This window comes from Candidatus Roizmanbacteria bacterium CG_4_9_14_0_2_um_filter_38_17 (assembly GCA_002788855.1).
Classification (GTDB): domain Bacteria; phylum Patescibacteriota; class Microgenomatia.
Genome location: PFSB01000016.1, coordinates 25,429 through 45,728, shown reverse-complemented (window position 1 = coordinate 45,728; position 20,300 = coordinate 25,429). Strand labels below are relative to the sequence as shown.

The following is a 20,300-nucleotide window of genomic DNA, read 5'->3' as shown; positions in this document are numbered from 1 at the left end:
AGGTAATCTAGTATACACCAGCTCATGAAATACGTAATTGGAAACTGGAAATCTAATAAGACAACAAAAGATGCACTTTTGTGGCTAGCTGATTTTTCAGCTCTATATAATCCTACAAGCACTGTTAAAGCAATACTAGCGCCTAGTTTTTTGCAAATCGCTCCAATGTTCGAGGTTATACATAAGTTAAGCATGCAGTTAGAATTAGCAGGTCAAGATCTTAGCTCATTTGGAGATGGTGCATATACTGGCGAAGTATGTGCTTCTCAACTTGCAGAATATGTTAAGTTTTCCTTCATAGGTCACTCAGAGCGAAGAATAAATCTTGAAGAAACAGACGATATGCTTAGTCTAAAAGTTAAACAAGCCAAAGCTAATAACATTGAACCTATTTTCTGCGTGCAATCACCAAAGACTCCTATTCCATCAGGAGTAGCAATGATTCTCTATGAACCTATCGAAGCTATTGGGTCAGGTCGCGCAGATAGCCCCATTCATGCCAATGAGACTTTAAGTCAAATTAAAAAACAACACAGCAATGTACAGATTGGCATTTATGGTGGAAGTGTTAAACCAGATAACGTTATGGAGATAATTAGTCAACCAGACATTGATGGAGTAGGTGTTGGTGGGGCAAGTTTAAAGCCAGATTTGTTTGCAGAAATAATTAAGAATGTCTCCAAGATTTAGTCGAAAATTTAGCTCTATAAAGAGTGTGGTTTCGCCATATAAAGCCTACTTGATTGGCACAGCTATTTTAATGTTAGCTATTTATTCCATTAATAGCTGGACTGCTTGGCTAGAGAGTAAAAACTTAACCCCAAATGCAGTGCGAGCAATTATGGTAAAAGATTATGGAAAAAATCTAGAGTCATACCAAAATCGCACTAACTTATTATTAATGGGAACAGCAGGCGGTGAACATGCTGGCTCTGATTTAACTGACACATTAATTTTTATCAGCATCGATTTAATAACAAATGACACTTTTGTAGTCTCACTTCCTCGAGACATCTGGTCTCCAACCCTACAAGACAAAATTAACAGCGCCTACCATTACGGAGAAGAAAAGAAAGTTGGTGGTGGATATACACTTGCAAAATCTATCGCGGAAGAAGTTCTTGGACAGCCAATCCACTACGCATTTATAATAGATTTTGCTGGATTTGAAAAAGCAATAGACATAGTTGGTGGTATTGAAGTAAATGTTCCCGCAGGTTTTACTGACAAGCGCTTTCCTATCCCAGGAAAAGAGAACGACAACTGTGAAGGTGATCCAGAATATGACTGCCGCTACAAATCTGTAACTTTCACCAAAAACCTTCAACAAATGAATGGAGAAACTGCTCTAACTTATGTTCGCTCTCGCAACGCACAGGGACTTGAAGGATCAGATTATGCCCGAAGTCAGAGACAACAAATAATACTTCAATCTTTTCGTGCAAAATTATCTGACGCATCTATACTAATTAACCCTTTTAAAACTAAAGAGTTATATAAACAGCTACGCGCCACATTTAGGTCCGATACAGATTTAGCAGAAACAGTCACATTACTTAGACTTGCTGCAGAGCTAGATCTAGATATTGCTAGAAAAATAGAGTTAAACCAAGGAGATGAGAAACAAACAGGTTGGCTATATAACCCTCCTACTTCTCGATACGATCGCTGGGTATTATCTCCCGTTACCGACTCTTTTGAAATAATCCATGAGTTAATTGACTGTCATCTCAACGACCCCGCCTGCAACCTCAATCCAGAGGATTACAAATAACTCCTGTACATTCCTGGAATGTACTAGGTTGACATATTTGGTAAGATTTGCTTATACTCTGCATAAGAGACATGCCAATAAGAAAAACTCCACTGATTACAGACCAGATTTATCATGTTTTTAATCGCAGCGTCGCTGGACAGATAATTTTTCGTAATTCAAGAGAATACAAGTTATTTATTGAATTAGTGGAATACTATTCATTTTCAGATGTAAGACTTAGATTTTCACATTATACTAGGCTAGAAAAAAATGTTAGAATACAAACCCTAGATGAATTGTACAAAAGCAGTAAAAGACTAGTAAATGTATATGCATTTTGTGTCATGCCCAATCACTATCATATACTTGCGAAGCAGAATGTTAACAATGGAATTAGCGATTTTATTCGAAAGTTGCAAGGTAGCTATGCACATTACCTGAACATAAAAACCAAACGTGCTGGTTCAGTTTACCAATCTCCATTTAAAGGTTCTTTGATTGAATATGATGAGCAATTTATACATGTTGCACGATACATACATATAAATCCTCTTACATCATACCTACTTGATAAAAAAGACAAACTTAAAAACTATACATGGAACTCATATAGAGACTACATAGGAGTTGATAGCAGAAAATTTATTAAAAAAAACAAACTTCTAAATTACTTTAATTCCACACAGGAATTTATTGATTTCACTCTCAACCAAGTTGACTACCAACGTGAGCTTCACAAAATAAAGCACCTTATCCAGGATAAAAAATGAATGTGTACCAGGTATGTCAACCTAGTACATTCCAGGAATGTATTTTGCGTATTCCAGAAAGGATGAGTATTGGAAATTAAGATTACTTTCTTAACAACAGTTTGGGAAAAAATCCAACTAACAACAATCCAAAACCTAAGCCAACAAGAACTAAGGTATAAGTGGCATTTCCAGATATAGGTGTACCTTCGGTTGTAGCAGGGGTGGGACTTGAAAAGATTGGTGTTGGAGTAGATATCACCGTAGGAACAACGGAGGGGGAGGGGGTAAGCGAGGCTGAGGGGGTAGATTCAGCTAATACCTGTGACCCACTTTTTAATACAATAAAACGTCTAGCCTCAGATATATTTTCACCATCAGCGCCCACTGTTTTTACCGTAACTGTATGCAAACCGGCTACAAGCTCACGAAATGGTGTCCACTGCCAATCACCTCGCTCATCCACTGATACCACTGCCGCTTGTGGTTTTGATTCCACAATAACAGTTACTTTTTGACCAGGTTTTCCCTTACCTCTAATTAATGGGCGCACGGAGACAACAGCCTGATTATCCGTTGGTTGCAAAATCGCAAAACCTGAAGCCTGATCAGTTGTAGAATCTCCCAAAACTGCAGTCTCAACAGCACTAGTCTTTTGAGTAAGAAAATTATATCGCTGACCAATAACAATAGCCGGGGCAGGAAAATCATGATCTGTATCTGTTAAAACCTGCGATTCCTTACCGTCTTGCGATAAAACATACAAGTTCAAAGTTTTAGCTTCGTTATCTAATACGGGTTGTTTACTTCCTACATCATATGCAATATTTAAAGGCTGAACCCAACTACCATCTAGTCCTACCAAGGTTGAAAGCAAAGTTGCTCCACTAATTTGTGAAAAAACTATTGAACCAGTAGCTGGTTGGCCATTTACAAGTTTAACCTCTCCAGTAGCTGGTCCTAACTTACTTAAAGTAGCAACAGCAAAAGTTTCAAATTCATATGGTTTCCCATCGTCATTATATTCTTTACCATCGGCAGTAATTACAAACTGATACCTAGATTCTGGATCTAAACCACGAATAGTAACGTGATGTAAAGTGTATTTATCTAAGTTAGTATTTGAAACTCGATCATCATGTGCGGTATTACCAATAGTTTTATCAAACAACCCATACTTAACATTCCCTTCCGTAGCTGCCTCCGTTAACCAAGATATGGAAGCTAAAGAATCAGTAGTATTTGATACTCTAATGTTTACAGGTTCACTATTTATCTTGCCTGTTGAAAAAAAATCTAGACTATATTCAGCAAAGAAGATTCCGCCACCTATACCTAGTAACAAAACAACTAAACCAAGTAGAGTTGGTACTTTCCGTTTATGCTCTAGCATCTAGTTTTCATCTAATAATTTAATGACCGTATCTTTGTCCAGCTCAGGATTCAGTGGTTGCATAATAGATTCGTCAACACTATCTATAGATGATGTAGATAGCGAATGATAAACCTCATAAGTTATCCAACCAGATATACTTATGAAAGTAAACACTGCCAATAATAACCATTCGCGTTGTGACATAGTTATTTAATTATATCCCCTTCTATGGGTAATGTCTCATCTTCATTGGTGGGTTGTTGAGGCTTTTGGTCTTTAAGAAGCGTATACGGCGCGTTGACATCCATTGATAAATCTAGCACATTTTCTTCTTTAGAATTAAAACCAAGAGAATTAATTGTCAACAAGCGTTCATTAGTCAACAACAAATTTATAAAGTCTTCTAGCGAAAGATATCCCCCTTCTGAAGCTACGGCCAAATCCACTTGACCTGGAATACTAGATTTTATTTCAACCGTTCCTATTCCCAATTTAGACACAGCACTTCCACTAGCCTCGCGAATCTCCTCAAGATCTGCCAACAGCTCTGTGTACTCTGGATACTCTGGTATTGCCTGATTTATCTTAGACAAAAAAGGGGCAATTACTTCATACTCTGCCTGTGCTTGTACTAGAACATTAAGTTTTTCTGTTAAACGTCGATCTATCTCTCTACTATCTTTAATCTGACGATTTAATGTAGCTATCGTCACCAATGTTGGACGTAGTGCAAATAGACCAAAAAAAGACATTGTAAATAAAGACAGAATAAGCATCATATATGCATGCTTATGCTTAGATTGAAATGACTTACGCAACTTATAATAAGGAATGCGTGGCATTTTTAACTCTATTTTATTAACAAGAGTGCTCATAATTCTTCATTTACTCCTTCTAATACAGGTACCACTCCACCTTCTGCTGAAACTCCGGAACCTTCAGGATTCTGCTGGGAATAATCTTTCATGTCAGCAGAAAAACTAAATTCTATTATTTCTGAATCTGCAGATTTAGATATGTTACTAAATAAAATATTATCTAACTCCTCAGATTTGCGTAACGTTATTATTAAATCTGCAAAAGCTTGTTGGTCTTGACTTATTCCATCAACACCAAAGCTATAAGCTTGTATATTTAAATCTTCTAAGACGGTGCCTGGAGGTAACACAGTTTTAACAACCGATAGCGTGTCTCGTACAAAATCATGTCCTTGTTTTAGATCGCGAATATTTTTGAGACGTTGCTGCAATAATCTAACCTCTGACTCAAAAATTTGCAAATCAGTAATAATCGCCTTCTTTTGGTCCACTGCATCTCGAAGATCAGTTAACTCTCGATCTAGTTTAAACCTAGAAAAGAACGCAATTAGAACAATTAGCTGGGTTCCAACAATAATATACCTTCCATATGTTGAGAAAAATTCAAGAATGCTTCCTAACGCGGAGTTTGCAAATCCCTTTTTTGGTAAAAGATTAATCTGGGCAGACACTCTAACAACACCTTTTAATAACTAACTTTTAACAACTAATTTCTTAGCTAGTCTTGATTTCAATCTATCCGCCTTGTTTCGATGTATTACATTTCTCTTTGCTGCCATATCTAACTTTGAGTATGCTTTGGTTAAGCTTTCAGCATCTTTTTTTTCTAGAGCTTCTTTTACTGCCGTTTTATATGAACGCCTCACGCGATAGTTGACCTCTGTTCTAGTTAGATCAACACGCACCTTTTTTTTAGCTGATTTCGTTATTGGCATGACTAATTAATAACTGCATTTTACCTCAATTGTAGGCTGGTGGTCAAGGTGATATACTAAATTAATAATGCTACAAAAAGTTGTATCTACGGTCCGGAGCTTAGTTTCGCGAAAACAGACTAATATTCTTTCTGCTGCGGCGATCATTATGGCAACTGTGTTTGCCTCTCGAACACTAGGATTGGTTCGTGACAGACTATTATCTGGACGTTTTACAGCAGATGAGCTAGGAGTATATTTCGCTAGTTTCCGTGTTCCAAGTCTAATCTTTGAGGTACTTGTGATAGGCACAGTATCCACAGCATTTATACCTGTTTTTTCTAAATACCTTACAACACACAGGAAAAAAGAAGCTTTTCATATTGCCTCCTCAGTTATTAATCTTGCCTCCTTAATGCTCCTTATTTTACTAATCCCTCTTCTAATTTTTACAAAACCCATAACTCAAGCTTTAGCTCCAGGTTTTTCTGAACCAGAGGTTGAACAAATGATGTTTTTCACCAGGGTACTACTCGTCGCTCAAGTCTTACCCCTGCTGTTTGGAAACTTCATGACCGCTATATTACAATCGTACAAGCATTTTCTTCTCCCAGCATTTGCTCCTATTGTCTACAACCTAGGAACTATTTTAGGAATAATCTTCTTTAGTCCATATCTGGGATTATTTGGCGTCGTACTTGGAGTAGTTTTAGGAGCAGTATTTTTCCTAGCAATCCAGATTCCCCAGATTACTTCACTGGGATATAAGCACATTTTTTCTTTCGATTTTCATAACCTCGGTGTTCGTAAAATTTTTAAGTTAGCCGGACCTCGCACCTTAAGCTTAGGCATTGCCCAAATTGATTCAACAATTGATCTAGTCTTAGCTTCATTAATTGGAGCCTCAAGTATTACTGTATTTACTTTTGCCCAGCATCTTCAACAAGTACCCGTTGGATTATTTGGATTGGCAATTGCTCAGGCTACACTACCAACACTTTCTCAATCAAGAAACTCCAGTAAATTTAAAGAAATATTTCTTGCCTCCTGGCATCAGGTGTTGTTTTTAGTTCTACCAGTATCGGCAATTTTAGTAATTTTGCGTATCCCCGCCGTAAGACTAGTCTTTGGGGCCGATCTTTTCGACTGGGATGCAACTGTTTTAACCGGAATGACTCTTTCTTTCTTCGCGGTTTCTCTTTTTGCACAAGCCAGCGTGCATCTTCTTATTCGAGCATTTTTTTCCTTACAAAACTCTAAGATACCAGTCACAACTTCAACAATAGCAGTGCTTATTAATTCTGGTCTTAGTATTTACTTCATTCAGGTTTTGCATTTACCAATTTGGTCACTTGGACTATCTGCTTCTATTGGTGCAGTAGTAAATTTCACACTGCTTATATATCTTCTTAACAAAAAAGTTAAAAGCTTTAATAAATACCAACTATTCGTCCCTCCATTAAAAATGGCCATTGCAACTTTTGCCATGATTATTTTTCTCCAAATACCAAAGAAACTTCTTGATCAGCTTGTATTTGATACCACTAGAACACTTGAACTATTCTTATTTACCATAACTGTTGCCCTCATAGGTCTTTTAGCTTACGCATTTATGTCTTGGATATTAAATATAAAAGAGGTACTTACATATTACGATCTGCTAAAAAGAGTTATTAAGGTAAGAGACTTAGTAATAGATACTGGTACTGAAGTATCAGGCGAAGACACCCCTTAACACTAACACCCGGTGTTAACACCGGGTGTTGATTTCCGATAGTATATTCATGCTTCATTCCCATAAAATTTCAAAGTCGTCACCTTCTGGAATAGCTCCTACTACATTTTCCAATCCAACAGATGAACCTTGATGCGCACGAACTTGATCTAATGTTTGTGGAATTTCACATCTTGGTTCGGGTGCTTCTTCTTGATAATTAATCATTAATATCACCTCTTCCCATTGTTGGATCAACTTTAATTCCCCATATATAACCACAATCGTCACATCTACCTGGCACTTTATTGCTATATGATCTTTCCCCTTGACTGTCTATGCTGAAATTAGGAGAACCACACTCATCACAGTTAACAAATTCTGAAACGAATGGACAAGTTATTTCATTGGTATATACTATTTTTTCCATAAAAAACCCGCTGGTGTCAGCGGGATATTAATAAATAATTACAGCTTTAGTAACTACCTTAATCTCCCGCGTTAAGCGAGGTTAATAAGGAGAATACTAAGTTGTAAATTTCTAGTCACGATTCACTTATTTTATACTCAAAGTCAAAATTTGTCAATTTTTTTAATTCGGTGTTATACTAATATTAATAGGGGGTGAGTATTATGGCAAAAAAAGGAGGATTATTTGCAATGTTATTAGGAGCTGCAGCTGGAGCCGCAGCAGTTTTCTTCTCTAAGCAAGAAAACCGTGCTAAAGCTCAAGAGGTCATTGGTAAGGCTAAAGTCGAAGCAACCAAAGCAGGAGCTGAAATTAAGAAGGTAATTAAAGAAGCTACCAAAGAAAGCACTAAAACTAAATAGCGACAAAAATTTATTTATCTCTATTGAAGCTGCTTAATTTAATAAGCAAAACTATTCCTAGTGTTACCAATAGAAGCACAGCTATTACTGATACGTCTATAGTCTTTGGTAAAATATTAGAGTCTTGCAATATTACAATCTCTCCATGTCTGTCAATTCCAGTTTGCAACACTTCTTTCCATGGCCACAATTTTCTAATTGACCCTAACATAAGACCAGTTAATCCAGCTACTGTTAAGTCATGGTGTTTTGCAAACAACCAGCTCAAAACCCTCGAAAACATAGCAAGACCCAACACTGCCCCACCCATAACCAAAAGTAATATAACAATATCCAGGTGAACAACCGCATTTAAAACTTGATCATATTTGCCCAACAAAACCAATATAAAAGCTCCCGAAATACCAGGCAAGATCATTGCGCAAATTGCCAAAGCCCCACTTAAGAAAAAAGCTAAATATATTTCGGGTGTGCTAACCGGAATAAGCCCCACCAACTCAAAGGCTCCCACAAAAAGAACAATCATACTTATCACATTCGAAATAGTCCACACCTTGACTCTTCGACTAACAATATATCCTGACGCCAAAACTAATCCAAAAAAGAAACTACGAACAAAGGTCGCTTGTGTATCCAAAAGAAAAGACAGTAAATTTGACAGTAACAAAATAGCCGAAAAAATACCACCTGAAACTGGTAATAAAAATGCCCATGGAACTGTTTTATAAGCGTCTTTAACTTTGCCCTTAAATAACATTTTGGGAGCCTCACCCGTTGCCTTTTTAATACTATCTAACAACTCTTCATAGATACCAAAAATAAACGCCATAGTTCCCCCAGACACTCCTGGAATAATATCTGCAGTACCCATTCCAAAACCTGTTAAAAATAATCTAATGCTTTTCGACATCCTATATTGTACAGTATAATCATAACATGACCTATTCCAGCAAAGAACTCAAAGAACTCAAGTTGCATTTATCTCAGGAACATAAAATATCTCCCTTCTCCCAATATCTAAAAGAGATTGTATATGGAGGAATCGACGGAATAGTTACCACCTTCGCCGTAGTCGCAGGATTTTCTGGTGCCCAGACAGGTGAAAACTTAATTACTGGCTCAGTCGTTACTGTATTATTATTTGGCTTTGCTAACCTTTTTGCCGATGCAACTTCCATGGGTCTTGGCAATTTTCTCTCCGTGAGATCTGCTCAAGATGTATACAAAACAGAACGCAACAAAGAGCGCCATGAGGTAGACACCAATCCAGATATGGAGGCTGCCGAAACAACAGAGCTCCTGCAACAAAAAGGATTTAACATGAGCGATGCAAAAACCTTAACAACTATTTTCCAAAAGAATAAAGAGTGGTGGACTGAATTTATGATGCACTATGAACTAGAAATAGCAAATCCATTAGGTGAAAACCCTATAATAACTGGGCTTATAACTACTAGCTCATTTCTAGTTTTTGGTTTTATACCTCTTGCTCCTTATGTATTAATTAAGAGCACCAACGGTCTCTTTATTGTCTCTATACTAGCAACTGGAGTAGCGCTAGTTATATTAGCTTCACTACGCTTAAAGGTAACCAAGGAATCACCAATTCGCTCATTTGGTGAAGTCATGCTCTTAGGAGCGCTCTCTGCTACTATTGCCTATGTTGTTGGAACTTTTTTCGCTTAGTGGATGATTTCTTCTTCTAATTCTTGTGGCTCGCGTGGCAAGATATATACATCTTGACGATAGTTATCTATTCCTACAAATTTAGCTTCTTTCCTTAAGATCGCCTCAAGCGGACGACAAAAAAAACACCCTCCTTCACCTTTGGGACAAATATATTCGGCCTTTTCCCGAGCTTTTTTTACTTGCCTTGCCACTTTTAATACCTGCATGTATGCCACTTCTAGTTTAGGTAGCTCTTTAGAAGTAAGATCATTAGATTTTGCAAGATACCAATAACTTGCCCTAGTAACTTTGTGCTTCTGGCAATTATGTACTAATAGTAAATAAATAGGCAACTGCAATGATTTACCATCTTCCATATTTTTTCCTGTTTTAAAATCTATGATGTGAACTGAGTTCGTCTCTGGCAAATACTCTAGCCAATCAACTTTGCCGCAAAGAATAATATTCTCTTCCTCAGACAACCAATAATATGGCAAGTCACGCTTAATCTTTACTGCTAGTTTACCAAGAGGACCTGGGTTTTTTTCAACTCTTTTCAGCATCTCTATTCCTCTCTTCTTATATTCTTGCTCTTCTTTTTTGTCCATAAATCCTCCAAGCTCTCCAGTCACCGTATTCCAAGCCATATCATATTTATCGACCAATGAGTCACGAAAGCGCTCCTTCACTGGTAGAGCAGATAACTCCTCAAGCACAGTATGTACTGCCTGGCCAAGTGCCAGACTGGGATTCATGAGAACTATCTTATGACCCGTATCTGGATCTTTATAAACATTATTCAAATAATAAGCTCGGGGACACTGTAAAAAATTACCAATAGAGGAATGCGATACCCACACCGCGCTGTATTTATCCTTCACCATGTCCATAATCATAACACTTTGTTACAATATGAAGGTGGAAAACAAAGGAGTGCTCTCGGTCTCAGAATTTAACGAGCTAATCAATGTCTATCTCTCAACCATGGGCGAGGTTAACGTCAAGGGAGAGATTAGTCAGTTTAGAATTAGTCAAAATAAATGGATATTTTTAACTATTAAAGACAACGCAGCAACTGTCGAGGTGTTTGGGACCATATATAACATTAGTAATCATCGAGAACTTGAAGAAGGGATGGTTGTTCAAATTATCGGTACTCCCAGGTTATATCAAAAATCAGGCCGTTTTAGTATTTTTGCTAACCAGATTAGTCCCTCAGGGACTGGCGCGCTTGCTCTTGCTTTTGAAAAATTAAAACAACGCTTAGAGAAAGAAGGATTATTTGATCCAAATCGTAAACGCCAACTTCCAGAATTTCCTGAAAGAATTGGACTTATCACAGCCAAAGGTTCTCGTGCTTACTCAGATTTTGCTAAAATTCTGCTTGAGCGCATGGGTGGACTTAAGATATATTTTTATCCAGTTTCCGTGCAGGGAGCTGATTCCACTCAAAGTATTATTCGTGCTTTTACATATTTTAACCAGAACAATCTTAATTTAGACTTATTAGTGCTTACTCGTGGCGGAGGAAACTTAGAAGATTTAGTGTCATTTAATGATGAAGCTGTTGTGCGAGCTGTATTTACTTCCAAGATCCCCGTAGTTTGTGCAGTAGGTCACGAAGAGGATATTAGCTTGTCAGATCTTGCTGCGGATCTTCGTGCGTCAACTCCTTCCAATGCCGCAGAATTAATCGTACGCCAGCGATCAGAACTACTTACGCACATTCAAAGTCAAGCACGATTAATTGAATTAGGATTAAATGACATTATTAGTGAATCAAAAAGACGAGTGTTCCAGTCCATCTCTCAACTTAAGAATCACGTCGACCAATATCTATTCCGTATGCAAAAGCACATAGTAAACTTTACTAATCAGTATGCAAACTTTAAACACAAATTAGTATTAAAGAGCCAACAGCTAGAAACTCTTATTCGCATATTACAAAATCTTGACTACCGAAATCTCCTTGCAAAGGGCTACAGTATTGCATACACCAAAGATAAGAAAATATTACGCAGCAAGTCTCAGTTAAAAAGTAATGAAAATATGTACACTATAGTTGCAGATGGTAAAATACACTCGACAGTCATAAAAATTGAATGAATAAAATAACTAAGCCATCTAAACTATCTGAAGATTTTGCCGAGCTAGAGCAGATAACTTCAAAATTCGAGAACGAAGAAATCAACTTAGAAGAAGGAATTCCTTTATTTAAGCGCGGCCTTAAGTTAGCAAAAGAGCTAAAAAACCGCATAACATCGATTGAGAATGAAATTACAGAAATTAAAGATGACTTTGCTGACCTAGACTGACCTAGAAACCAGTAAAAACTCCCAAAGCAAAGACCAAAATAATAACCAAGACAACTACCTTAGGCAACTTAAGACTATATGCAGATGTCCAATCTTTAGATTTTAGAGCTTTAAGATATAAACTGCCAATTAGTATTCCCGTCATTCCACCAGTAAGGGCTCCGGTAATCTGTAAAACCTGAAAAAAAGAAGCAAAGCCAACAAAAAATAATAAAAGAGGAGGAAAAACTGCCAAACTCCAAGAAGTGAATCTATTGCAATGATAGTCTCTGTACCATACTTCTCTTAAGATATATGCCAAGGTTAAAAAAGAGCCTCCCATAGTTACTATTCCCAATAGTGCCCCACCCGCAACTATTCCCTGTGGCAATAGCCCCGCTAAGCCAGTTATTGCATCTTGACTGGTTCCCAAACCACTTACCCCAACTACAGCAAATGCAAACAAAAAATACACCACCAATGGAATAAAACTTCCAATAAAGATGACTTGTTTTAATCTTGAATGCTGTCGACGCATTAACTCCTCAACTTCTGGAATTACAGTTGCACCTGTCAAAGCAAATAATAAAACACCAAATGGTAAAAAGATGTTTACAGGGTTAAACCCTGTAAAATTGTCCAGATTAAGTCTCACTAATGAACCACCTAGCAACATTAAAAGCAGCAATAACAAGCCTCCAAGAAGTAGAGTTTCGAGCTTAGCTACAAAACGCACTCCCTTTAACACCGCGAGACTTATCATACTAAAAAAGACCATGCTCCAGATCAGTGGTGAACCAACTCCAAGCAACCCGTAGGCAAACACTCCAATCTGAATTAAGTATGCCAGCAGTGCTCCATACAGGCCTACCAACATTACCAATGTAGCGATCATCTTGCCTTTTTTACCAAAATATATCTGACTATAGCCCGTGAGTTGATGATCACCTTTGGTCCGCAAAACAATCTCTCCATACATCAAATTTAGCAAAATCATCAAGCCTCCAATTACTAATAAATACAGGAGTCCTGGAATAAAGCCAATTTGAGCTATTGCGTAAGGCACTGCAAAGATACCCGCTCCAATTGTGGTTCCCGCTAATATGGCTATTGCGCGAATAGAAGTATTATTCACATTAGAAATAATTTACGAAGTGCTAATAAGAATATTAGATAAAAGAGAGCCAAAGTGGCAGGAGATAGTAATATTGATGCATACAGTCCTATAAGTATCACTGCATAAAACGTAAATGACTGTAAATGTGCACTTGTTATCCTGCTCACCAATAAAAACAAAAACAGTGTAACTAATGAGTCAAATCTAAACGGAGCAGTTGAAATAGTAAATAGATTACTCCCTAATAAAAATGAACCAAAAAGAACCAAAAAAGCATCTTTTTCATCAAAAACATATTTTTGTAATTTAAATAACATCAAGCAGATATTTTATTAACAAAATCTAGAGGAATCAATATAAAATCAACTAACTTTGTTTCACTTTGTACATAGTAACTTTCAACCAAATATGCAAAGCCAAGGCAGATCCCCGCCACCCCAGAAACAACTATACCCTTCTTTATAAAGAACCACATAAATTTATTATACACGAAGCGAACAAGACAAAGCGAGGCCTTTCATGCAATGAATGGCCTTGCCTTAAGCGAGTATTATGCCTATACTTAAACCATGCGAAAAATATTGCTAATAATCTTATCCACCAGCTTTCTTTTCATAACTACCTTCGTATCCGCAGAAACAAACCTCGAACCTTATTGTAAAAATGGATACTATGAAATACCTGGAGAGCAAATATGCAGTCGCGCTCCTTATTGCGGTGGTTATGGATACGATGAGTTAAACATAGATAGCAAAGCACCCAATCCACAATCATGTATGGGAGATGGACCAGGAGGGCGAGCAGATAAAGGCTGCGCAGGATATGTCCCAGCTTGTTGTTATGAAGTTGCCCGTACTGGACAGTTTACTAAATGTATTGGTTATTGGGAAAGACTTTGGTGCGCACCCAGTCAATGCAATACAGCTATATCCCGAGGAGCATCAGACGCTGAATGTGGAGATAGTTGCCAATGTGGTCATGCCTTTAATGAATATTGCGGTAATGTTCAACCTGTCGCTATAGAAACTCGTCTTGGAACAGCTCCTCAACCAACTGCCACTCCAACAAACAGGCCAACGGGTCCGACTCCTACAACCCCAGCCGGATCAACACCAACACCGACTCGCCATGCAGACAACCCACCTCCCTCCATTCGGCCCACTATACCTCCCAGACTATCTCCAGCTCCTACCAACACTCCCGCACCACCAGTTCCTACAAAAAAATACTCATTACGTCAATTTGTCTTTCGCCCAACAAATACTCCAACCAATACTCCTCAACTACCAGACTCAACACCTGACATTTTTCCCCAACAATCTGCCTTTCAAGCATACGGTCAAGTTATCGTAGTAAACCAGAACAATGCAGAGATTGAAAATATTAAGGTTGAAATATATAAATCAGGTAGTAAAACACCTTTGGCTCAACAGGAAAGAGTATCTGGCTTCTTTATGCCATTTTTGTTTGCAGATCTGGATGCAAAATCCACATACCACCTCGTCGCCACTGTCACAACAACTAGTGGCGGAAGTTACAAGCAGTCAAATAAATGTAGTACCTCAAGTACTAAGTATCGCTGTCTAGCCACACCAGATTCAGGTCTATTAGAGATAGAGATACTAACTCACGATTTAATACCTAGAAAAGAAATTCAAACTGGCATTATCAAAGCATTAGAAGCCCCTAAACAAGCCATAAACTTCATTCAGCAAGCCGATCATAATCTTGAATCTCTCTTTAGTAGAATAATTAACTTTGTTCTTTCCCTCATTGACCTATAGATAGTTTTTAGATATACTTAGCATCATAGTATGAAAGTCTTCTTCACCGCCTCCCAAAGAGGAAAAAAATATTTTCAGCAGCAGTATGAGAAAATATATGATGTTATTGAAAAACAAGGACATAAGCACCTGGAAACCTCATTTCTTAAAATAAAATCCAAAGATTTTTATATAGAACTAGAAAAAAAGGGTATTAAAGGATATAACGACTATTACGCAAGCAACGTTTCACTAATCAGAAAAGCAGATTTTACAGTATTCGAGTGTTCACTGCCTAGTTTATCAATAGGGTATATGATTCAACTGTCAATCGACCTGAATAAACCAACAGTTATCCTCTACTTTGAAACGAATACGCCACATTTTTTAATCAATACACAGGTAGAAAAAATGATAGTTTTCAATTACAAGAATAATAATATAAACGAAGTAATCAAAAAAGCCACATCAGAAGTAAAAAGAAAATCAGATAAGAGATTCAACTTTTTTATTGACCCTAATCTACTAAATTACTTAAACAAAGTATCAAAAGAACAAGGAACAACAAAATCGACATTTATCCGTAACCTACTTCGGGAGCATAAAAAAACACATTAACCTCAAGAATATAAAGAAAAGTCTGCTTTTTTATACGGATCTAGTATAACAGCGTATTTAACTTTTTTAATATGTCTTAATTTAAGTTCACTTTCCACTATTCTCTTTGTTCTCTCAGACCAAATAGCATCATCCAAAATGATATAAGTAGATTTATCGTTCACAAGAAGATCCGCTCCTTCTATAATCAATTCAGACTGCTTATCTAGTTCAATATTAAAATGCGATTGAAGCCTACCTTGATCTTGAACCATGTCTGCAAATATCTTTGATATATATTCACCTCCAGTTTTAATTCCAACAACCGTAAGTTTACCTTCAACCTTTTTACACACCATTTTACAAATCTCAGAAATCATATAATTAACATTCTTACCTTGTATATATTTGCTCATCATCGTCTAAAACCACAATTCCTACTCACCATAAACAATTGAGAGATTCTCCAAATCTATAAGACTATAAAACATTATACGTTCAACATATGATATCATCAAGTTTCAGCTTACAAAGATTTTAGATCAGATTGAATAATACCATTATACTCCCCATAATACATCTGACTAGGCAAATCAAGTATTAGTTCAAGAGATATTGTAAATCTTTTATCATAATTTTCTTTTTGTTGTAGATACGTGACAACCAATGGATTGCCTGGTTTTACGTCTAGTTTGGCCTGGTTTTCCTTTGATAAATTTACTAGAATAAGCTTTGCGCTTTGAGTTGAAATCACAGTCTTATTACCAATCAGTTCAAGCACTGTTAAAACAAGACTCCATCCTTCCGGGTTGCTTCTTGTATCAACAACCTCAAATTCTTGAGTATTTATATTAGACTTCGTCACGCCTGATCCAACTATAAATCCTTCAAGTTCAATTTGACGAGGGGATATAAGACGCAGCTCCTCCGATTTAGAATTACCAACAGCTTGCTCAATATCATCAGTAATTTTTTTTACCTGACTATAAGCTTTTCTTAAGTCTTGTATATTGGTTGGTAAATCTGAAGTAACATTTTTAGCACCATCATAAACAATACCAAGATCGAGCGACTGAAGTTGCTTTATAGGAATATCCTTAATTAAACTTGCAGCCAGACCTTTAACCTCGCCAATATACGCGTCTGAATCTTTTAAATATGGAATTGTAACAAAAGTTAAGATTATGACAACAACCACAAAGAAAGGTAATTTAGTTATGATGTTCCGTCCCATCAAGTCCTATTAAGCATTCGAGTTAGAAATATCATAAATAAAGACAACACCAGAACAAAAGGTATCAAACCAAATCCATAAACATACTTTGTAGAGTCATGAGAAAGATTATTGACATCAACACCATACCTTATGTTAAGGTTTGCAAAGATTGGAAGAACAATGTCCACAGGTAAATCTAAACTTGAATTTTTACCAGCCAATACAACTTTTTCTTGAGAAAATGCTAACTTACCAACTTTATTAAAACCAACAACATTTCCCTCAATATTAAAATATTGTTCGATATTTCCAGAATTTATAATTGGAAATACTATTTCTCTTGAGTGAAATATATTGTCAAATACAGGTTTTCCTAACTCGATTTTTTCAATTATTTCTCCTTCAACCACCACATATACTCTAACCCCAACCCGTGAAACAAAATGTATACCACTGTTATTTGAAGTATCTTCGTCAGATTCAACCATTAATCCTGCAGCATGACTTCCAGGGGCTGCATTTTCCGGAACGCCTACACTAAATCCTATTTCACGTTTTTCACTTGGTAGCAGTGTGATACTTGAACTATCCAGATCAATCCAACCACCTAAATCATCAATCATGCCCTTCTTTGAGACTCCAAATGCACCATCTGTAGACGTAGTTGCATCAACACTGTATAGGGCAAAAGAGGTCTTCTTTTGACCTTTATTCCAAACAACTACACTTGAACGATAAGTTTCTCCTGGTTTTAGATCAAGCTGAAACCATGCACGACTTGTAGGTTCATCATCTCGAAACGCCGCAGGATAAATACCAACAACACTCGTCTCAGCAGAATAAGCAGTTTTAGAATTACCAAGCGACAAAAAAACAAAAACCACAGAAAAAGCTAGATATAGATATCTTTTCATAAAATTATATAACTGTAATACTTATTACAGCCGTATAGTTCCCAGCCAAAGCATCCGAGGGAATTTTTAGCTCAATTGTTGGATTAATTTCATAAGCCCCCATACCTGATCCATTATTTGCAGACATAAGTGTTATAACTTCACTAGAATCTCCTACAATTTTGGTAGCACCAGACTTAACACCTTCGCTATTGCCTCCCGTTGTAAATTTTCCTGGTTTAATAGTAAGATATGATACAGGAATCGTATACTTCCCATCACAGCATGAAAAATCTGAAACTGACGCTGTAACACTCCACCCAACACCCGAACCTCTATTGTCTATTATTTTAATTGCCCCCAATAATCCTTGTACAACTTTAGTCTCACTCTCCAGAGAAACTCCTGACAAGCTAGCCTCATCTGGTGATGTTAAAGACAGCGATCCAGACTCTACGCTAACTTTAAGCTTCGTCTCCGCAGCATAGCCAAAAGTTACAAGAACTACTGCAAAATATACTGCAAACCCTATTCCCACGAGTTTTTGTAAAACACAATAATACACATCTAAAATATACATAATTCTTACATCCATGTCAACAGCCACTATTGACTAATACATATAAGATATGTAATACTAATCTGCATAATGCAAAAACACATACTTATTGTAGACGATGGAAACCTAGGGCAAATTGTATTAGCCGAAAAACTAAGACACAGTGGCTACCTCGTTTCTGTTGCAGGAAACGGAAAAGATGCTCTTGAGTTACTACCAACTACAATGATTGATCTAATTATTGTAGATATAATAATGCCGATTATGGATGGCGGTGAATTTCTAATAAAACTGAGCAATACAGACTTTAGCAACACGCCTACCATCGTGATGACAAACTTTGCTGAAGCTGCAGAGCTTTATGAAATACGAGACTATATAACAAAAATGGATACATCCCTCGATTCAATTGTGACAATGGTTGAAAACAAATTATTTAACTAAAACTACTAATACGGAAATTTGGCCAACCTAGATTTTCCAGCTAATTCTCTTTCAATTTGTAAAAGTCTATTATATTTAACAACTCGCTCACTACGATTGGGTGCACCAGTTTTTATCTGTCCAGTATTAGCTGCTACAACTAAATCTGCAATAAATGAGTCTTCAGTTTCACCTGAACGATGAGATATTATTGCTGACATTCCATTTTCCACTGCCATATTAATAGCATCAACAGTTTCTGATAATGTGCCAATCTGGTTAACCTTAATTAAGATTGAATTAGCTGCTTTTTTCTCAATTCCTTCTTTAAGACGTTTAACATTAGTTACAAACAAATCGTCTCCTACAATCTGAACTTTATCTCCAATCTTTGCTGTTATAGCAGAAAATCCTTCCCAATCATCTTCCGCAAATATATCCTCCATCGATATTATGGGATACTCTCTACTCCAATTTGTATACAACTCGACCATTTCTTTCGTATCGAGGACCTGGTCCTCGACACTTAAAATATACTTGTTGTCTCTATAAAATTCAGAAGCAGCTGGATCTATTGCTAAAGATACCTGTTTTCCTGGCTTATATCCAGCAACTTCTATTGCGTTTATTAAAAATTCCAGAGCTGTCTTGTTAGATCTTAATTTAGGCATAAAGCCTCCTTCGTCTCCTACACCTACAGATAGACCTTTATCTTGAAGAATTTTCTTTAATACATGAAACACCTCCGCCCCCCAACGTAAACCCTCCGAAAAACTCTCTGCACCTATTGGAAATATCATAAATTCTTGCATATCTACAGAGCCAAACGCATGTTTTCCCCCATTTAAAACATTAAGCATCGGGATTGGTAATATCCAGTCTTGCTTATTTCCCCAATAGGTCTCTCGCAAATATCTATACAACGGCTTATCTTGAAACACTGCTCCAGCTCTTGCGCAAGCTAAAGATGCAGCTAAGATCGCATTAGCACCTAAGTTAGATTTATTCTCTGTCCCGTCTAGATCAAGTAAAACCTTGTCAATATATCTTTGGTCTGTAACATCTTTGCCTTGTAGAGATTTAGCAATAGATCCTTGCACATTTTCAACCGCCCGCAATACTCCTTTTCCTCCATATCTAGTCATATCCCCATCACGCAACTCTAATGCTTCGTAGGTTCCTGTAGATGCCCCAGAAGGAACGGCTGCCCACCCTTTTGCGCCAGATTCAAGTTCTACCACAGCCTCAACGGTTGGGTTTCCCCTCGAGTCCAGTATCTCCGCGGCTAGTATATTCTTAATCTTCATTACAAGGTATTATAACAATTAATTAAAGCTCCAGGCTCCGCCACAAAAACAGGTATCTGCATTCAATGATTTATTCTCTCAAGTCTTTGATAAATTTCACAACACGTGGCAAATAGTCTTGTTTTCCATACTTACTAATAATTTCCAAAGTTGCGCTCCCAACCACTGCAATATCTGCAACTCCTTGAAGTGCATTAATATGGTAACCATTCACGAGTTTACAAAGGATTCAAAACCGAGCTTTACATGAAATGGATAGCTTGGCTTTAGAATCGGATATAATCGCTCGCTTAAGGCAAGGCCATT

26 protein-coding genes are annotated in these 20,300 nt (G+C 37.1%); 11 read left to right on the top strand and 15 right to left on the bottom strand.

What is annotated here, in order from left to right; all coding sequences use genetic code 11:
- Positions 1–24: 24 nt before the first annotated feature.
- The 3 genes from CO050_03690 to CO050_03680 all read left to right on the top strand — a co-directional run bounded on the left by CO050_03690 (position 25) and on the right by CO050_03680 (position 2,526).
- On the top strand, positions 25–690 hold the full coding sequence (locus CO050_03690; GenBank protein ID PJC31341.1) for a hypothetical protein: 666 nt from the start codon (positions 25–27) through the stop codon (positions 688–690).
- A complete protein-coding gene (locus tag CO050_03685) occupies positions 674–1,774 on the top strand; it encodes a hypothetical protein (GenBank protein PJC31340.1) in 1,101 nt (366 codons plus the stop codon). Before CO050_03690 ends, CO050_03685 begins: the two co-directional genes overlap by 17 nt.
- Positions 1,775–1,845: 71 nt before the next feature.
- A complete protein-coding gene (locus CO050_03680) occupies positions 1,846–2,526 on the top strand; it encodes a hypothetical protein (protein ID PJC31339.1) in 681 nt (226 codons plus the stop codon).
- A gap of 82 nt (positions 2,527–2,608) precedes the next feature.
- On the opposite strand, the gene CO050_03675 is transcribed toward CO050_03680, so the two are convergent.
- Genes CO050_03675 through CO050_03655 form a run of 5 tightly spaced genes read right to left on the bottom strand, consistent with a single transcriptional unit; the run spans position 2,609 to position 5,633 of the window.
- Complete coding sequence (locus CO050_03675; GenBank protein ID PJC31338.1) at positions 2,609–3,898, bottom strand: hypothetical protein; 1,290 nt, start codon at positions 3,896–3,898, stop codon at positions 2,609–2,611.
- Positions 3,899–4,084, bottom strand: coding sequence for a hypothetical protein (locus CO050_03670; GenBank protein PJC31337.1), 186 nt, complete (start codon positions 4,082–4,084; stop codon positions 3,899–3,901).
- A 2-nt stretch (positions 4,085–4,086) separates the two neighbouring features.
- On the bottom strand, positions 4,087–4,755 hold the full coding sequence (locus CO050_03665) for a hypothetical protein (GenBank protein PJC31336.1): 669 nt from the start codon (positions 4,753–4,755) through the stop codon (positions 4,087–4,089).
- Complete coding sequence (locus CO050_03660; protein PJC31335.1) at positions 4,752–5,369, bottom strand: hypothetical protein; 618 nt, start codon at positions 5,367–5,369, stop codon at positions 4,752–4,754. Before CO050_03660 ends, CO050_03665 begins: the two co-directional genes overlap by 4 nt.
- Positions 5,370–5,390: 21 nt before the next feature.
- Complete coding sequence (locus tag CO050_03655) at positions 5,391–5,633, bottom strand: 30S ribosomal protein S20 (GenBank protein PJC31334.1); 243 nt, start codon at positions 5,631–5,633, stop codon at positions 5,391–5,393.
- Positions 5,634–5,700: 67 nt separating this feature from the next.
- On the opposite strand from CO050_03655, the gene mviN reads away from it, so the two are divergent.
- A complete protein-coding gene (mviN, locus tag CO050_03650) occupies positions 5,701–7,347 on the top strand; it encodes a murein biosynthesis integral membrane protein MurJ (GenBank protein ID PJC31333.1) in 1,647 nt (548 codons plus the stop codon).
- 199 nt (positions 7,348–7,546) lie between these two features.
- On the opposite strand, the gene CO050_03645 is transcribed toward mviN, so the two are convergent.
- Positions 7,547–7,756, bottom strand: a complete 210-nt coding sequence (locus tag CO050_03645) for a hypothetical protein (protein PJC31332.1) — start codon at positions 7,754–7,756, stop codon at positions 7,547–7,549.
- A gap of 203 nt (positions 7,757–7,959) precedes the next feature.
- On the opposite strand from CO050_03645, the gene CO050_03640 reads away from it, so the two are divergent.
- Positions 7,960–8,157 (top strand): hypothetical protein, encoded by a 198-nt coding sequence (locus CO050_03640; protein ID PJC31331.1) that lies wholly within the window; start codon positions 7,960–7,962, stop codon positions 8,155–8,157.
- 10 nt (positions 8,158–8,167) lie between these two features.
- On the opposite strand, the gene CO050_03635 is transcribed toward CO050_03640, so the two are convergent.
- A complete protein-coding gene (locus tag CO050_03635) occupies positions 8,168–9,067 on the bottom strand; it encodes a DUF368 domain-containing protein (protein PJC31330.1) in 900 nt (299 codons plus the stop codon).
- A gap of 26 nt (positions 9,068–9,093) precedes the next feature.
- Here CO050_03635 and CO050_03630 point away from each other — a divergent pair, with 26 nt between their 5' ends.
- The gene (locus tag CO050_03630; GenBank protein PJC31329.1) at positions 9,094–9,843 is read left to right on the top strand and encodes a GMP synthase; all 750 of its coding nucleotides are present in this window, start codon (positions 9,094–9,096) and stop codon (positions 9,841–9,843) included.
- Here CO050_03630 and CO050_03625 read toward each other — a convergent pair.
- Positions 9,840–10,721 carry a hypothetical protein gene (locus tag CO050_03625; GenBank protein ID PJC31328.1) on the bottom strand — a complete coding sequence of 294 codons (882 nt, stop codon included), beginning with the start codon at positions 10,719–10,721 and terminating at the stop codon, positions 9,840–9,842. The genes CO050_03630 and CO050_03625 overlap by 4 nt on opposite strands.
- On the opposite strand from CO050_03625, the gene xseA reads away from it, so the two are divergent.
- A complete protein-coding gene (gene xseA / locus CO050_03620) occupies positions 10,708–11,931 on the top strand; it encodes an exodeoxyribonuclease VII large subunit (protein ID PJC31327.1) in 1,224 nt (407 codons plus the stop codon). The genes CO050_03625 and xseA overlap by 14 nt on opposite strands.
- A complete protein-coding gene (gene xseB / locus CO050_03615; GenBank protein PJC31326.1) occupies positions 11,928–12,140 on the top strand; it encodes an exodeoxyribonuclease VII small subunit in 213 nt (70 codons plus the stop codon). The genes xseA and xseB overlap by 4 nt, the downstream gene beginning before the upstream one ends.
- A 1-nt stretch (position 12,141) precedes the next feature.
- Here xseB and CO050_03610 read toward each other — a convergent pair whose 3' ends face one another.
- Both CO050_03610 and CO050_03605 read right to left on the bottom strand, forming a co-directional pair.
- On the bottom strand, positions 12,142–13,266 hold the full coding sequence (locus CO050_03610) for a hypothetical protein (protein PJC31325.1): 1,125 nt from the start codon (positions 13,264–13,266) through the stop codon (positions 12,142–12,144).
- Positions 13,251–13,553 carry a hypothetical protein gene (locus CO050_03605; protein ID PJC31324.1) on the bottom strand — a complete coding sequence of 101 codons (303 nt, stop codon included), beginning with the start codon at positions 13,551–13,553 and terminating at the stop codon, positions 13,251–13,253. The genes CO050_03610 and CO050_03605 overlap by 16 nt, the downstream gene beginning before the upstream one ends.
- Before the next feature lie 252 nt (positions 13,554–13,805).
- On the opposite strand from CO050_03605, the gene CO050_03600 reads away from it, so the two are divergent.
- The gene (locus tag CO050_03600) at positions 13,806–15,020 is read left to right on the top strand and encodes a hypothetical protein (protein PJC31323.1); all 1,215 of its coding nucleotides are present in this window, start codon (positions 13,806–13,808) and stop codon (positions 15,018–15,020) included.
- A 30-nt stretch (positions 15,021–15,050) separates the two neighbouring features.
- Entirely contained in the window at positions 15,051–15,617 is a 567-nt protein-coding gene (locus tag CO050_03595; protein ID PJC31322.1) for a hypothetical protein, read from the top strand.
- A gap of 2 nt (positions 15,618–15,619) precedes the next feature.
- Here the strand turns inward: CO050_03595 and CO050_03590 are convergent, their stop codons facing one another.
- The 4 genes from CO050_03590 to CO050_03575 form a co-directional block, all read right to left on the bottom strand.
- Positions 15,620–15,955 carry a hypothetical protein gene (locus tag CO050_03590; protein PJC31321.1) on the bottom strand — a complete coding sequence of 112 codons (336 nt, stop codon included), beginning with the start codon at positions 15,953–15,955 and terminating at the stop codon, positions 15,620–15,622.
- Between the two features lie 167 nt (positions 15,956–16,122).
- Positions 16,123–16,830 carry a hypothetical protein gene (locus CO050_03585; protein PJC31320.1) on the bottom strand — a complete coding sequence of 236 codons (708 nt, stop codon included), beginning with the start codon at positions 16,828–16,830 and terminating at the stop codon, positions 16,123–16,125.
- Positions 16,830–17,726: a hypothetical protein gene (locus CO050_03580; GenBank protein ID PJC31319.1), complete on the bottom strand. Its 897-nt coding sequence runs from the start codon at positions 17,724–17,726 to the stop codon at positions 16,830–16,832. The genes CO050_03585 and CO050_03580 overlap by 1 nt, the downstream gene beginning before the upstream one ends.
- Positions 17,727–17,730: 4 nt before the next feature.
- On the bottom strand, positions 17,731–18,312 hold the full coding sequence (locus tag CO050_03575) for a hypothetical protein (GenBank protein ID PJC31318.1): 582 nt from the start codon (positions 18,310–18,312) through the stop codon (positions 17,731–17,733).
- A gap of 42 nt (positions 18,313–18,354) precedes the next feature.
- Here CO050_03575 and CO050_03570 point away from each other — a divergent pair, with 42 nt between their 5' ends.
- Positions 18,355–18,708, top strand: coding sequence for a response regulator (locus tag CO050_03570; protein ID PJC31317.1), 354 nt, complete (start codon positions 18,355–18,357; stop codon positions 18,706–18,708).
- A 5-nt stretch (positions 18,709–18,713) separates the two neighbouring features.
- On the opposite strand, the gene CO050_03565 is transcribed toward CO050_03570, so the two are convergent.
- Positions 18,714–19,994 (bottom strand): phosphopyruvate hydratase, encoded by a 1,281-nt coding sequence (locus CO050_03565; GenBank protein PJC31316.1) that lies wholly within the window; start codon positions 19,992–19,994, stop codon positions 18,714–18,716.
- Between the last annotated feature and the right edge of the window lie 306 nt (positions 19,995–20,300).